The organism is Allosphingosinicella vermicomposti, from assembly GCF_003012815.1.
GTDB lineage: Bacteria > Pseudomonadota > Alphaproteobacteria > Sphingomonadales > Sphingomonadaceae > Allosphingosinicella > Allosphingosinicella vermicomposti.
Genome location: NZ_PXYJ01000002.1, coordinates 475,626 through 489,354, shown reverse-complemented (window position 1 = coordinate 489,354; position 13,729 = coordinate 475,626). Strand labels below are relative to the sequence as shown.

General features: G+C 62.2%; 16 protein-coding genes and 1 tRNA gene. 6 read left to right on the top strand and 11 right to left on the bottom strand.

Annotated features, from left to right (window positions below; all coding sequences use genetic code 11):
• Positions 1-21: 21 nt before the first annotated feature.
• Complete coding sequence (locus tag C7I56_RS08255) at positions 22-1,758, bottom strand: ShlB/FhaC/HecB family hemolysin secretion/activation protein (protein ID WP_158703054.1); 1,737 nt, start codon at positions 1,756-1,758, stop codon at positions 22-24.
• Between C7I56_RS08255 and C7I56_RS12340 the strand changes: the two genes are divergently transcribed.
• Complete coding sequence (locus tag C7I56_RS12340; protein ID WP_158703053.1) at positions 1,752-1,982, top strand: hypothetical protein; 231 nt, start codon at positions 1,752-1,754, stop codon at positions 1,980-1,982. The genes C7I56_RS08255 and C7I56_RS12340 overlap by 7 nt on opposite strands.
• 39 nt (positions 1,983-2,021) lie before the next feature.
• On the opposite strand, the gene C7I56_RS08250 is transcribed toward C7I56_RS12340, so the two are convergent.
• Positions 2,022-2,098, bottom strand: a tRNA-Arg gene (locus C7I56_RS08250).
• A gap of 56 nt (positions 2,099-2,154) precedes the next feature.
• Here C7I56_RS08250 and C7I56_RS08245 point away from each other — a divergent pair.
• Positions 2,155-2,883 carry a queuosine precursor transporter gene (locus C7I56_RS08245; RefSeq protein WP_106640091.1) on the top strand — a complete coding sequence of 243 codons (729 nt, stop codon included), beginning with the start codon at positions 2,155-2,157 and terminating at the stop codon, positions 2,881-2,883.
• Between the two features lie 67 nt (positions 2,884-2,950).
• Positions 2,951-3,370, top strand: a complete 420-nt coding sequence (locus C7I56_RS08240) for a hypothetical protein (protein WP_106640090.1) — start codon at positions 2,951-2,953, stop codon at positions 3,368-3,370.
• A gap of 97 nt (positions 3,371-3,467) precedes the next feature.
• Here the strand turns inward: C7I56_RS08240 and C7I56_RS08235 are convergent, their stop codons facing one another.
• The 3 genes from C7I56_RS08235 to purS are packed head-to-tail and all read right to left on the bottom strand — an operon-like array spanning position 3,468 to position 5,072.
• Positions 3,468-4,211 carry a Crp/Fnr family transcriptional regulator gene (locus C7I56_RS08235; RefSeq protein ID WP_106640223.1) on the bottom strand — a complete coding sequence of 248 codons (744 nt, stop codon included), beginning with the start codon at positions 4,209-4,211 and terminating at the stop codon, positions 3,468-3,470.
• Entirely contained in the window at positions 4,156-4,821 is a 666-nt protein-coding gene (gene purQ, locus C7I56_RS08230; RefSeq protein ID WP_106640089.1) for a phosphoribosylformylglycinamidine synthase subunit PurQ, read from the bottom strand. Before purQ ends, C7I56_RS08235 begins: the two co-directional genes overlap by 56 nt.
• Positions 4,822-4,835: 14 nt before the next feature.
• The gene (gene purS / locus C7I56_RS08225; RefSeq protein WP_106640088.1) at positions 4,836-5,072 is read right to left on the bottom strand and encodes a phosphoribosylformylglycinamidine synthase subunit PurS; all 237 of its coding nucleotides are present in this window, start codon (positions 5,070-5,072) and stop codon (positions 4,836-4,838) included.
• Between the two features lie 213 nt (positions 5,073-5,285).
• On the opposite strand from purS, the gene erpA reads away from it, so the two are divergent.
• The 3 genes from erpA to C7I56_RS08210 all read left to right on the top strand — a co-directional run bounded on the left by erpA (position 5,286) and on the right by C7I56_RS08210 (position 7,125).
• A complete protein-coding gene (gene erpA / locus C7I56_RS08220; protein ID WP_106640222.1) occupies positions 5,286-5,621 on the top strand; it encodes an iron-sulfur cluster insertion protein ErpA in 336 nt (111 codons plus the stop codon).
• 140 nt (positions 5,622-5,761) lie between these two features.
• On the top strand, positions 5,762-6,541 hold the full coding sequence (xth, locus tag C7I56_RS08215; RefSeq protein ID WP_106640087.1) for an exodeoxyribonuclease III: 780 nt from the start codon (positions 5,762-5,764) through the stop codon (positions 6,539-6,541).
• Positions 6,542-6,618: 77 nt separating this feature from the next.
• Positions 6,619-7,125: a DUF2239 family protein gene (locus C7I56_RS08210; protein ID WP_106640086.1), complete on the top strand. Its 507-nt coding sequence runs from the start codon at positions 6,619-6,621 to the stop codon at positions 7,123-7,125.
• Between the two features lie 4 nt (positions 7,126-7,129).
• Here C7I56_RS08210 and C7I56_RS08205 read toward each other — a convergent pair whose 3' ends face one another.
• From C7I56_RS08205 to lptF, 6 genes are all read right to left on the bottom strand, one after another.
• Positions 7,130-8,266 carry a GNAT family protein gene (locus C7I56_RS08205; protein ID WP_106640085.1) on the bottom strand — a complete coding sequence of 379 codons (1,137 nt, stop codon included), beginning with the start codon at positions 8,264-8,266 and terminating at the stop codon, positions 7,130-7,132.
• A gap of 282 nt (positions 8,267-8,548) precedes the next feature.
• On the bottom strand, positions 8,549-9,433 hold the full coding sequence (locus tag C7I56_RS08200) for an AraC family transcriptional regulator (RefSeq protein WP_106640084.1): 885 nt from the start codon (positions 9,431-9,433) through the stop codon (positions 8,549-8,551).
• 72 nt (positions 9,434-9,505) lie between these two features.
• Positions 9,506-10,303 (bottom strand): MipA/OmpV family protein, encoded by a 798-nt coding sequence (locus C7I56_RS08195; RefSeq protein WP_106640083.1) that lies wholly within the window; start codon positions 10,301-10,303, stop codon positions 9,506-9,508.
• Positions 10,304-10,377: 74 nt separating this feature from the next.
• Positions 10,378-11,094, bottom strand: a complete 717-nt coding sequence (locus tag C7I56_RS08190; protein WP_106640221.1) for a sterol desaturase family protein — start codon at positions 11,092-11,094, stop codon at positions 10,378-10,380.
• Positions 11,095-11,302: 208 nt separating this feature from the next.
• Positions 11,303-12,397 carry an LPS export ABC transporter permease LptG gene (gene lptG / locus C7I56_RS08185; protein WP_106640220.1) on the bottom strand — a complete coding sequence of 365 codons (1,095 nt, stop codon included), beginning with the start codon at positions 12,395-12,397 and terminating at the stop codon, positions 11,303-11,305.
• Positions 12,397-13,602: an LPS export ABC transporter permease LptF gene (gene lptF, locus C7I56_RS08180; RefSeq protein WP_106640219.1), complete on the bottom strand. Its 1,206-nt coding sequence runs from the start codon at positions 13,600-13,602 to the stop codon at positions 12,397-12,399. The genes lptG and lptF overlap by 1 nt, the downstream gene beginning before the upstream one ends.
• Positions 13,603-13,729: the final 127 nt, after the last annotated feature.

Below are 13,729 nucleotides of genomic sequence, written 5' to 3'. Positions count from 1 at the left end.
ATATACTCCGGAAAGCATGGCTTAGCGTGCAGCTGGCGAGAATTGGGCGGTGAGCGAAAGGAGCAGGCGGTCGCCGACTGGGCGCGTGTCGCCTGGGAAGGCGCGGTCGAGCGGGCGGGCATAGGTGCCCTCCAGGAACAGACCCTGCGGCAGCGAAGCTCGCATCCCGAAGCCCACAGATCCGAAGCTCCGATCCGGCTCCGTCGCCAGGGCGCCATTGCGCGCGAAGCGATCATGGTTCCACAGCCACGCTTGGTCATAGAAGGTGAATACTTCCGTCGCGACATTGGCATCGCGATAGGTTGCGCCGCGCAATTCCGCGCGCAGGCCGATCGCTTCGTCGGCGCTGGCAAGGCCCGGATCGTAGCCCCGGCCAATGGTGAGCGTGCCGATCGAGAACTTTTCGTAATTAAGGAGCGGCGCATTGGACACCTGCGCGCGCGCCGCGCCCGCGAGGCTGAAGATCGAGCCGAGCCCGATCTGGCCGTCCAGGTCGGCGCGGGCAACCAGCGCATTGGGATTTCCGTAGAGCGAAGAAGGCGTATACCCGCCTTCATAGCTATCGAAGTCGAAGCGATCGGTCGCGCCGAGGATATCCAATCCCTTGCGGATCTCGATCCCGCCCGAAAGCGCATAGCCGAAGCCCGTGACCGAAGGCCGGACAAGGTTGCCCGAAAGACGCCCGAACAATACGCGTATCTTGTCCCGCGTGAGCGGCAGGACGCGGCCGAAGTGAAGACGCGTGCGCTGTTCGGTGAAATCCAGGCCACCGGTGACGGTGACATTCTCATTCACCGTGCGCAGCAGCGGCGAGGACGCCGCAAGTGTTACGGCCAGCGAGCGGGAGCGAAGGTCCAGCCCGCCAATGTCGGGGCGCGACCAGGCATAAGTGAAGCTGCCCTCTAGCCGGGTGCCTTCGTCATCGATGCCCATAGAATGGCCGACTTGGAGAACCCGTTGCTCCTCGAAATCCAGCGTCGCCGAACCGCCGACATAGGTGATGTCGGCCATCCCGGTCACGCCATAGGCTTCGGCGCGGACGAACGCCGTCTCGCGGCCGATCGCCTTGCTGCTGTAATTCTGGACGTTGCCGACGATCGCATATGGGCGATAGGCGACCGTCAAAGTCCCGGCGACTTCGCCGATGCCCGTGCCGGAAGGCGCAAGCGTCAGCTGAACATCGAGACCCGGAACATCGCCAGCAAGCAGGAGAACGCGTTCGGCCTCGCGCTCGTTAAAAGGGTCGATATTCTTCAATCGCTCGACTCGCGCCGCGATCAGCTTCGTATAGCGGCCGCCGGCCTCGCCCACGACCTTCACGTCGACCAGCTTGGCGGATACGACGGTCAGCGTCAGCGCGCCGCCATTATCGATATTCTGTGGGGGAATCTGAACCGACGCGACATAGCCCGCGTCGATCAGGATGCGGTTGGCTTCGTCGCGAATGTCGCAAACCTGCACAACCGATTGCGGCCCTCCTTGCGCGCGAAGGCCGGAGAGCAGATTGGCCAGCTCCGGCGCGAGCGGCGCACCGTTGATGCCAGTGAACTGCACTTGCCCAATCGCGACCTGCGCCGTGGAATTTTCAAACGGACAGGCAACTTCGCGGAAGGCCTTGCGGCTGTCGACGCGCACCTCGGACGATTGCGCCTCGCTGCGCGGCACCGGCGGCAGAACCTGCTCACGACTTGGCAGGGCACCGGGCGGAGGCGTCGGCGCGGCCTGCGCCAAAGCGACACCTGGATTGAGGAATGCCACGCCAGCAAGCAGACACGCGGCAGAACGCGCGCGCGCAAAAGAAAACATCGCCGAACGCGGCGCAAAATGGTTGCTCGTCACAATTACAATCCACCCCTGATGAGCCCGAAACGATCCGGACTGGTTCCAGGATGGTTCGTCCGGCGAAATGCACGCGACGGCAAAGAGAGATCGACAAAATCGGAATTGCTGCGACCAATCCCGAATGGCTCAAAAATCTGTGATCTTCCGGGGATTTAACCGGACAGGGGAGCTGCCTGAAATGGCGCGCCCGGCAGGATTCGAACCTGCGGCCCCAAGCTTAGAAGGCTCGTGCTCTATCCAACTGAGCTACGGACGCGTTAGCGCCCCTCTAGCGCGCTTTGAGGCGGAGTGAAACTGCGCTAATTACCACCCATGAATGGGGGCAAGATCAGGTCGGTGGAAGGCGCGGCGCTTGGGGAGCGGCGTTATTTCGATTTTGTGATGGCGGCGTTCGTCACTATCCTCCTTCTGTCCAACGTGATCGGCGCCGGAAAGGTGGCGACAGTCGACTTGCCCGGCATTGGCGACTGGCCGTTCGGGGCGGGCATCCTCTTCTTTCCGCTTTCCTATGTGATCGGCGATGTGCTGACCGAAGTCTATGGCTATGGCCGGGCGCGGCGGTGTATCTGGGCGGGCTTTGCGGCCTTGCTGTTCATGGCCGCGATGTCGGCCATCGTCGTGGCGCTGCCGCCCGCCGCGACATGGACGGGGCAGCAGGCCTATGAGACGGTGTTCGGCCAGGTGCCGCGCATCGTGTTTGCGTCAATCATCGCATTCTGGGCTGGCGAGTTTGCGAACAGCTACGTCCTTGCCCGCATGAAGGTCTGGACGAAGGGGCGCTACCTCTGGACCCGCACGATCGGATCGACCGTGGTGGGCCAGGGGATCGACAGCCTGATCTTCTACCCGCTCGCTTTTTACGGCCTTTGGGACAACCAGACCCTGCTAATCGTCCTTGCCACCCAATTCGCGCTGAAGGTGGGCTGGGAGGTTTTGCTCACCCCCGTCACTTATGCCGTTGTCGGCTGGCTGAAGCGGCGGGAGGGCGTGGACGTTTACGATACGGGCACCGATTTCACTCCGTTCAAAACCACCGTTTGACGCCCGTCAAAGCGGCTCGGGCCCGCTACGGATAATCCCTTCTCAATAGACGAGAAGGAGTTTCGAAATGTCGATCCATCAGCCAGTCGCCGCTCTTCACGAAAAAGCCACGATCGTTCCGGTGGCGCGCCCCAATCGCGGCGAGCGGGCGTTCGACATTCATCCGGCCGTTCATGTCATGCTGCTCGGCGCCTATCTGTCCTTTGCGGGCATCCTGATGACGGCGTTTATGGGCGACGACCTGAAGGTTGCCGCCGGTATTATCGTGGTCGGCATCCTCTCGCTCTTTATCACGCCTGCCTGGTGGAGCCGCGTCGTACCGGACGATGGCGCGCGCAAGCAAAGCTGGGCCGAGTTCTTGTCCGAAGGCGTCGAATGTATCACCGGTAAGTTCACCGCCGCGCAGGCACTGGCCCAGATCATGGTCCTGCCCGCTTTGATGGTCGGCCTGGCCATGGTCTTCGCGCTGATCAAGGCGACTTTGTAAGTTGAGTTGATCCACATAACCGCTAGTCCTGAGCCTGTCGAAGGACGGTTCCAGCTGGATCGGGCTTCGACAAGCTCAGCCCTAGCGGTGATGGAGCTTAGGTAGCCAGGCGTTCGAGGGCAGGGAGATCGCGGATCGCAAGGCCGCGAAGCCCCTGCCTTTCGATCGCTCCCGCCTGCTCAAGCTCGGTCATGCGGCGGCTCACGGTTTCGATGGTGGTGCCGATCAGGCTCGCCATCTCTTCCCGCGACAAGGGCAGTTCGAAATCGGTAGCGATGCCGCATGGCGACGTGCCCGCCGCCCGAGCAAAGGCCAGGATGAGGCCCGCGAGGCGCGCCTTGATATCGCGGCGCCCGATGAGGCCGGTGAGCGCGCGGGACGCGTCGAGTTCGGCAAGCGTGCGGTCGAGGATCGATCGGGTAAGCGCTGGATGCGCCGCCATCAGCCTTTCGAAATCCGCGCGGGGGAAGACGCACATGGTGCTTTCCGTTAGCGCAATAATCTCGTGGCTATTGGTCGGCGTGAAGAGCTGGCCGAGGAAACCGGCGGGGTGGATGAGGGCGAGGATGCGCTCGACCCCGTCGCCGTCGATGGCGGATAGCTTGGCCGCACCGGAAACGAGCGTTCCGCAAGCATAACTCGGCTCGCCGGCCGCGAAGATCGTCTCCCCGCGTTGGAAGGTGCGGGTGCGGCCGATACGAGAGAGGTCTTCAAGCTCGCGCTCGTTCAGGGCCGCGCAGACGGCGCTGTCGCGGACGGCGCAGGTGGCGCAGCGATCCGGCCGGTCAGCCAAGGGCTTCGAGCAGGCCTTCAAACAGGCGGCGGCCGTCGGTGCGGCCATGGGCGCGCTCGATCATCCGCTCCGGATGCGGCATCATGCCAAGGACATTGCCGGCTTCGTTGAGGATGCCCGCAATGTTGCGCTTTGAGCCATTCACCGCGCAATTGTAGCGGAATGCCACGCGGCCTTCGCCTTCGAGACGGTCGAGCGTCTCTTCGTCGGCCGTATAATTGCCGTCGTGATGCGCGACGGGAATGACGATCTCTTCGCCCGCTTCGTAGCGGCTGGTGAAGGCCGACTGGCTGTTCTCCACCTTCAGATCCACATCGCGGCAGACGAAGGAGAGGTTGGCGTTGCGCATAAGCGCGCCCGGCAGCATCCCGGCTTCGGTGAGGATCTGGAACCCATTGCAGATGCCGAGGACCGACACGCCCTTGTGAGCCGCGTCCTTCACCGCCCGCATGACCGGCGAACGTGCCGCCATCGCGCCGGAGCGCAGATAGTCGCCATAGGAAAAGCCACCCGGAACAGCGATGAGATCAAGCCCTTCCGGAAGCGCCGTTTCGCGGTGCCAGATCATCGCCGGTTCCTGTCCGCTCACGTCGCGCAGCGCCACCTGCAAGTCTCGGTTGCAATTGGAACCCGGGAAAACGATGACGGCGCTTTTCATGGGAACGGGCTCCTTCAGGCCGCCAGGCGTTCGATGCGGAAATTCTCGATGACGGTGTTGGCGAGCAGCTTCGTGCACATGCCTTCGATATCGGCATCGCTGACGCTGTCCGCAACGTCGAGCTCGATCACCTTACCCTGGCGCACGTCGTTGACGCCGGAAAAGCCGAGGCCTTCCAGCGCATGGTGAATGGCCTTGCCCTGGGGATCGAGAACGCCGTTCTTCAGCGTGACGAAAACGCGGACCTTCATGCGCGAACGCTCCTTTGCCGGGAATGGGCGCTCTATGGCGGCTGGCGGGGATTCTGACAAGCGCTGAGAGGGGCTTTCCAGAGCCGCCCCACCACCGCTAGTCCTGAGCTTGTCGAAGGACGGTCCCAGCTCGTTCCGTCCTTCGACAAGCTCAGGACTAGCAGATTAAGGGACAATCTTGTGAGCGTGCTCTTCATCCCCTATCTCCGCATCATGAGCGAAACAGCGCAAATCGCCCTCACCCCCGCCGCCGCCGCCCGTGTCGCGGCGATCGCGAAGAAACAGGACAAGCCCGCCATCCTCCGCCTCGCCGTGGACGGCGGAGGCTGTGCCGGTTTCCAATATCGCTTCGGCCTCGCCGACAGCATCGAGGCGGACGATGCGGCCACCAGCCAGGACGGCGTGACTTTGGTGGTGGATGCGATCAGCCTCGATCTCGTGCGCGGATCGGCGGTGGACTACGTCGAATCCCTTGGCGGCGCCTCCTTCCAGGTAAAGAACCCGCAAGCGGCGTCCGGCTGCGGCTGCGGCACCAGCTTTTCCATCTGACCCAGCGCGCATCGGCCGGCTTTTTCCGCGCCTGGGGCAGCCAATGCCTCCTTCATCTGTTGCTCTCATTAAGCAAATGGAGGTTCACTCCAAACGGTATGGGGTGACGAGGTCTGATCCAGCCGCTACGTTCCCGGCCCATGAAGATCGCCACTTACAATGTGAACGGCATCCGCGCCCGCCTGCCGCGCCTCCTCGAATGGCTGGAGGAGCAGAAGCCTGACGCCGTCTGCCTTCAGGAGCTGAAGTGCGACGACGACAATTTCCCCATCGCTGACATCAAGGCGGCGGGCTACGGCGCCGTCTGGCATGGGCAGAAGGGCTTTAACGGCGTAGCGATCCTCGCTCGCGATGCCGAGCCTCAACTCTGCCGTATGGGCTTGCCCGGCGATCCCGACGATACGCATAGCCGCTATATCGAAGCCGCGGTGAACGGCGTCATCATCGGCAGCATCTATCTACCCAACGGCAATCCGGTAGGCACGGAGAAGTTCGCCTATAAGCTCGCCTGGTTCGAGCGGCTTCGGGCGCATGCCGCAGAACTCCTCGCCGCCGAAGTGCCGGTGGTCCTCGCAGGCGATTACAACGTCATCCCCACCGATCATCCCGACGACGTCTTTTCCGCTCGCGCCATGGCGAAGGACGCTCTGATGCAGCCTGAAAGCCGCGCCGCATTCCGCACCCTCGTCCATCAGGGGTGGACCGACGCGATCCGCGTTCGCTATCCCGTCGGCGCCGTCTACACCTTTTGGGATTATACGGCGGGCGCGTGGCAGCGCGACGCGGGCTTTCGCATCGACCACCTGCTGCTGAGTCCGCAGGCCGCCGACCGCATGGCCGATGCCGGTGTGGACAAGGATTATCGCGGCCGCGAAAAAGCATCGGACCATGCCGCGACGTGGGTGGTGCTGAACGACTAGCGCCTATCGGATTTTAACCCGGATTTAATTGACAAGAATTCTACCCGGATATATTGATCTCCGGCAAAGGAGATCCCATGTCCACCGTCACCGCTTTTTTTGAGGGCCGCATCATCGCTTCGGGAGAGAAAGCGGCCGTCACGCACCGGATTGAAGATGGCTACGCACAGGCCGACTTTGCTGCCATCGATATCTTCGACGATGCGACGGGTGCACGGATTGACGCGGATTATTGGGATGCGGGCAAGACAGCCCCGGCGCGCGGCCGCGGTCGCCCCAGTCTTGGCGTGACGCCGCGCGAAGTGACCCTGCTTCCCCGCCATTGGGATTGGCTCCGGCGGCAAAAGGGCGGCGCATCAGCCGCGCTTCGCCGCCTCGTCGATGACGCCATGGCGGCGCCTGCCACGCCAGAAGCACGGCGCGACGCCGTCTACCGTTTTCTCACCGCCACCTCCGGCGATCGTTCGGGTTATGAGGAGGCGATCCGCGCGCTTTATCGCGGCGAAGCTGCACGGCTGACGGATATCATCGGGCCCTGGCCGGACGACATCAAAAGCTATGCGATGCGCCTGCTCGGCGACTGACGCCTCACAACACCTTTTCGTAAATCCGGTAGACCTTGTTCACGCGGCTATCGATCGTCTCGGCGATGGCCTTCATGCCCTGATTGTCGTCAAGAACCCAGCCAATCTCGCCGCGCGATGCGCCATATTTGGCGAGGGCGTCGCGGCGAATATATTCGATCATCATGAAGGCCAATTGGCTGGCAAGGCGGCTTGCCTGGAGGCGCTTCACAACCCCCATCAGCGGCACGCGCATCGTCCGCACCTGCGGCTTGTGCAGCCGCCACAACAGCTTCGCCCAGCCGAAGGGCAGCAGCCTGCCGTTCAGATCGCGGGTGAGCTCGTTGAGATCGGGCAAGGTCATCATGAAGGCGACCGGCTCTCCCTCCACCTCCGCGACGCGGATCAGATCCTCGAACACGATCGGCTTCAGTTTCTTGCCAGCATATGCGATTTCCGCATCGGTTAGCGGCACGAAGCCCCAATTGTCCGACCATGCATCGTTCAGGATGCCGAGGATCAATGCCGCTTCTTCCGCGAAACGGCTCTTATCGACGCGGCGGATGGTAATGCGGGCATTGCGTTCGCCACTTGCGACGATCTTCTGCACGATGGGCGGGAAGTCCTTCGTGATGTCGAGTTCGTATGTGTAGAGATCCTTGACCCCGGCATAGCCCGCCGCTTCGACCCATGCTGCATAATCCGGGCGATGGTGGCCCATCATCACCGTAGGCGCATGGTCCGCGCCTTGGACCAGAAGGCCCGGTTCGTCCCATACCGACAGGCTGAACGGGCCGAGCGCCCGGCTCATGCCTCTTTCCCTCAGCCAATCTTCCGCCTGGGCGATCAGGGCCGCGCCGGTGCCGGCATCACATGCTTCGAACATGCCCCATTGGCCGGTCCCGGCACCCATAGCCTCAAGCACCAGCCGGTCGATCTGCGCCGAAATCCGCCCCACCACCTTGCCGCCGCGAAAGGCGAGGAAGAATTCGGCCTCCGCATGTTCGAACCACGGATTTTTCTTCGGATCGAGAAGTCCGTGAGCTTCGTCCTTAAGCGGCGGCACCCAATGCGGATCGTCCGCATAAACGTCCCAGGCGAAATCGACGAACATGTTGCGGTCGGCCTTGCCGCGGACCGGGCGGATGATGAGATCGCTCATGGCGCATTGCCTAGCCGCTCTATGGGGCGCTGTCACGAAGGCTTGTAGCCGCGTGTGTCATGCCCCAGCCCATCCAGGCTCATCGGCGCGTGCCCACCCCAATCTCACTGAGAACGCCATTTCCCACAACCGCTAGCCCTGAGCCTGTCGAAGGGCGTGTGCAACGCGCGATCCACACGGGCTTCGACAGGCTCAGCCCTAGCGGATTGATTTCAACGGTTGAGTGAGGAGAGGGATCGGCTACGCGGCCGCTCTCCTCACGCTATAACCCGCGAAGCAGCCCTACGCGATCGGCAGGAAGATGTCCGTCACCGCTTCATGCTCGGGAACGTCGGGAAAGAAGCGGACGCGTTGCGCAAAAGGCGGAAAGTCCCGCAATTCCTGCCCGCTCTCGGGAAGCCATTCGCCATAAAGGTATGCGAAGGCTGGCTGAAGATTGTCGCTCGACCCGGTCAGGCGCAGGACTGCGCAGCGGCCCTCGGGGATCGTGCCGATTTCAATGTCATCGGCATTAGCCGTGAAATGGGCGGTAACGCCTGCGCACAGGCTCATCCGATAGCCCGCAGGCGGGGTGCTGTCCGGATCGTCGTGAAAGATGTTTAAGGTCGAGCTTTTGCCGGGATGGAGGCCATTGGCCCGCCGCCAGTCGATGAAACGGCGCACCGTATCTCCGATGCGGCGCGGATCGCCGCGATGCTCCATCATCGCAACATGGGTTTCCGGAAAATCGATGATGCGTACGTTATCGACGGTAAGAGATTGTGTCATGATTGTACTCCTGGCTTGTGTGAGCGGCGCGGTGGCCGCGTGCCAGGGGGACCAATCGGGCTCTGCGCGAAACGCGCTCGGACTTTGGCCGAGGCGCTGGCGAAATGCGCGCGAGAACGCCTCCGGCCCCTCATACCCGCTGTCGAGCGCAATCGCCGTGACGCTTTCACCCTGCCGAAACGCAAGCCGGTAGGATGCGCGTTTCAGGCGCAGAAGCTGGACGTAGCGGTGTACGCCGATCCCGAAAAGCGCCGAAAATTGCCGCTGGAAATGGTAGCGTGAGAAGCAGGCCACGCCGCTCAAGCGATCGACGCTAAGATTCTCGTCCAGATGCGCGTCAATATGAGCAAGCACCCGCTCCATCCGCGCGCGGTAATGATTGGCGATCTTCGTTTCCATCGGCCCTGTCCCTGACACGGGGCCGGTTTAGGCGCCAGCGGGGAGCAACGCCTGACCGATGGTGCGGACCTTCTACTTGGTCCAGTTAAAGGTGTAGGTAACGGCAAGGCCGCCGGAAAACTGGTCGCGCGAGCCAAAGGCGCGGACGATCGGGGAGTCCGCCGCATCGCCCACCAGGCGGTCGTATTTCGCGTAGCTGTAAAGTCCCCATCGCGGCGTCAGCTGATAAAGGAAGCTCGCCGAAGCACCAGCCGTCTGTATGCCGCCGCCGGGACGATAGGCGGAGAGGCCGGTCCGCACGCTCTCCTCCGGCGTCACGCCGAAATAGGCGCGGTGATAGCGGCCATTGGCGAGCGTCACGCGCGGGCCGATCGAGAAGAGATAGTCATCGCCATCGCGCATGATATAATCGCCGCCCACGACGCCAATCCAGCCGTCGTGCCCGCCAATGCCGCGCCGGGCTTCGGCACGCAGACGGAAATTGTCCGAAAGGTAATAATCGGCGCCGACGCCCGCTTCGAACGTCGCCTTCACCTTGTCGAGCGGTGCGCCGACTTCATCCGGTTTACGGCTGCCCTCATAATTGAGGATCGGGCCGATCTCGAACCCGTTTGTGCTGATGACGGGAATACCGAAGCTTTCGTCAGGCGCCTCAAAGCCGAATGTTTCGCCCGGACGGGCGCGGCCAACATCCCAAAGTGGGCGCCATCTTACCTCGTCCGCGCCGGGATAACTTGGTACGACCTGCGCGCCGACCCCGATCCGGACACGCGTCGTATCGCCTTCGTCCTGGGCGGCAGCGGGCCCGCTCAACAGGAAAAGGGAAGCAGTGAGAGCCAGAGCGGCGGCGAGGGGGCGTTCGTTGTTCATGGCGCGCTGAACGGACAAAGCGACACTTCGTTGCGTTGCGGAAACCAAAAATACGCGGCCCCCGCCGCCTTGCTTTATCCGCGCTGGCGCGGGTGGCCCGTGGCAACGCCGCCGGACAGCTGAGCAACCTTGGGATATTGCTGCGCGACCTCCGGCGTGTAGCCGAGGTTGAAGACGGTCGGGCTTTTTTCCGGACGCTCGGCGCGGTCGTAATGCGTACCGAACAGCTTGTCCCAGAAGAAGGTGGTGATGCCGTAATTTCCATTTTCGTCATGGAAATGGTGGGCCATGTGCTTCTTCTTCATCTCCGCCAACCACTTCGACTTCGGCTTGTAGGCCAGATGCTGAATACAGTGGCAGAATTCGTAGAAGCAGGTGGTGAGCAGGCCGGTTGCAAAGGCGATGGCCGCACCGCTCAACCCTGCATTCCAGAAGCTGCCGATCCAATAGCCAAGCGGCGCGGTGACAAGCGCGATTGTCGGCAAGGTCGTGTGAAGCGCGCCGAACAGCACTTCCAGGTGGTTCGGATCCTGATGATGATCGTAATGGATGCGCTTCCAGGTTGAGGCCAATGCGGGCACCTTGAACATCCAGCGGCTATGCAGCACCCAGCGATGCAGCAGATACCAGGCCAGTGGATAGGCCAACATCGAAACGCCAACGGCAAGAAGTGAGGGGACGATCGGCGCCGGGTGCGAAACGAAGAAGGCCAGCGCGATCGCCGACAGCGACAGATAGGCGATGATCGCCGGATATTGGAAATAGGCGACGACCAGCTCTTTCAGCGTCATCTTGTCGAGGTGGTGCGACCGGTTCCAGAAGCCGGGACGCAGGGTTTCGGCGCTTTTCACAACAAATCCTTCACGTGTCGGCCCCGGCAATTGCCACTTTATGCGAGCCCATATGTGTCTTCGTCATGAAATGGCAATAAGGCAGCAATAGGACGAAAGTGGGGATTTCCGTGGGTGTTGCGTGAGAGACTCAGTGGGATAGCACCCGTCATTCCTCGGTCCGCACCAGCACCGTTTCGCCGATCAGCAGAAACAGGAAAAACGGCGCCCACGCCGCGAGCACCGGTGGGTAAGCCCCGAAATTTCCCATCGCCAGCGCGAAATTGTCGACCACGAAATAGGCGAAACCCAATGCCATGCCCGCCACGGCGCGAATGAAGAGCTGGCCGGAACGGGCAAGGCCGAACGCCGCGATTCCGGCGAGGAGCGGCATTAATACTGCAGACAGCGGACCCGACAGCTTGTGCCATAAACCCGCTTCCAGCGGCCCTGTCGGCCGACCCGCGACTTTAAGGTCCGCAATTGCGGCGCGAAGCGTCATGAAATCCATCTCCCCCGCATCGACGCGGGCGAGGGTGAACTGGTCGGGCTCCGCATCATTGGGAAGGTCGATCGCCGCAGCCTGCGTTTCCGTGCCCGCCGTCACGTCGAAGCGGCGCGCCTGCTCAAGTCGCCATCCTTGATTGACGGGAACGCCCCGCTGCGCCTCGATGATCGCGCGAAGCGTCCCGCCCTCGCGCTCATAGACTTTCACGTTGGCAAGCCGCGTCGCCGCGCCTTTGCCAGTGACCTCGCCAGCAAAAATTATGTCGTCGCCATGGCGCACCCAGACGTCGGTCAGCGTGCCGCTGTCAGGCGGGACCGGGCCGTAATCCACCTTCGTCCAGCGGTTGAGCTCGGCCGTGGCGCGCGTCACCACACGTTCCTGAAACACGAAGGTGAAGGCGGCAATGCCCAGGCTCGCGACCATCAAAGGCGCGATGATCTGGTGGGCCGATATTCCGGCGGCCTTCATGCTCACCACTTCGCTATTCTGGTTGAGGGTCGCGAGGGTGATGAGCGTGCCGAGCAGCACGGAAAAAGGCAGGAAGCGGGAAACGAGCTGAGGCACACGTAGCGACACATATCGCCATAGCTCCGGATCACCGTTGCCCTCAACGGCGAGGATCTTTCCGGATTCGCCGAGAAGGTCGAGCGTCTGCAGGATGATGACGAGGGCGGCGAGAACCGCGAGGCTTCGCAATACGAACAGCTTCGCCATGTAGAAGGCGATGCGTTTCGACGGGAAGAAATGAACATTCATCATGCCGTGGCGGCTCCCCGGCGGAAGCGGAGTTTCAGGATCGAACCGATCGCCTTGCCAACCTTGGCGGCCCCTCTTTCAAGCGCGCCGATCGGCTGGCCGCCCGGCTTGTACGCGAGGGTGTGGAACATCCACAGGATGAGCGCCGCAAACAGGAAGAACGGCACCCAAAGGGCGATGATCGGGTCGATCCGACCCTGCGCGCCCATCTGCTCGGCATATTGGTTCACCTTGTGGTAGGTGACGACCATTACGATCGACAGGAAGATGCCAAGGCCCGACGTCGACCGCTTCGGCGGTACCGCCAAGGCGACGGCAAGGAGGGGGAGGAGGAGCATCATCGCCACCTCCACCACCCGGAAATGGAAATTGGCGCGTACTTCGTCCCGGCGATCCTCGCTCACCCGGTCGTCCCGCCCGATCCGCATCAATTCCGGGATCGTCAGCTCGACATCGCCATCGCCCCGGTTGCGAAACGCTTCGATTACCGGAAGGTCGATGGGGAGATCGTGATTGGCAAAGCTGAGCACGCGCGGAACCCTGTAGTCCGGCGCGTCATGGACGAGGCGGCCGTCCTTAAGGCGCAGGAGGATCGTGTCGGGATCGTCGGTTGCAAGGAACTGGCCCTCGTCGGCAGTCACCGCGAGCGTCTTGCCATCATCGGAATCCGCGCGGACGAAAACGCTGTAAAGGCGCCGCCCTTCATCGGCGGTTCGCTCGATCCGCACGGTCATCCGCTTGCCGAGATTGGTGAATTCGCCAACCTTGATCGAAGCGCCAAGTGCGCCCGATCGCAATTCGTAGCGTAACCCCTCATAGGCATAACGCGCATAAGGCTGCACGAAGCCCACGATGGCGAGGTTGAGCGCCATTAACGCGAAAGTGTAGAGATAGGGCGCGCGAAGCAGCTGGCCATAACCCAGGCCGACGCCACGCAGCGTATCGAGTTCCGACGATAAAGCGAGCTTGCGGAAGGCAAGCAGGATGCCCAGCATCAGTCCGATGGGGATGCCAAGCGAAAGATATTCGGGGATGAGGTTCGCCAGCATCTTCCACACGACGCCGACAGGGCCGCCCTCAGTCACCACGAAGTCGAAAAGGCGCAGCATCTTGTCCAGGAGCAGAAGCATGGCGGCGAGAACGAGGGTCGCAAGCAACGGCACCGCAATCAGGCGGGCGAGATAGCGGTCGATTTGCGTGCCAATTCTCAACTTTTAGACGTCCCTTGACCACATTTTGGCCGCAACCTTCACCCACTTTGAAAGCTCAGGGGGCTGAGTCAACTCGGCGATCACGCCAACAGGCGGGTGGCTATAGCTTCCAGGAGCGTCT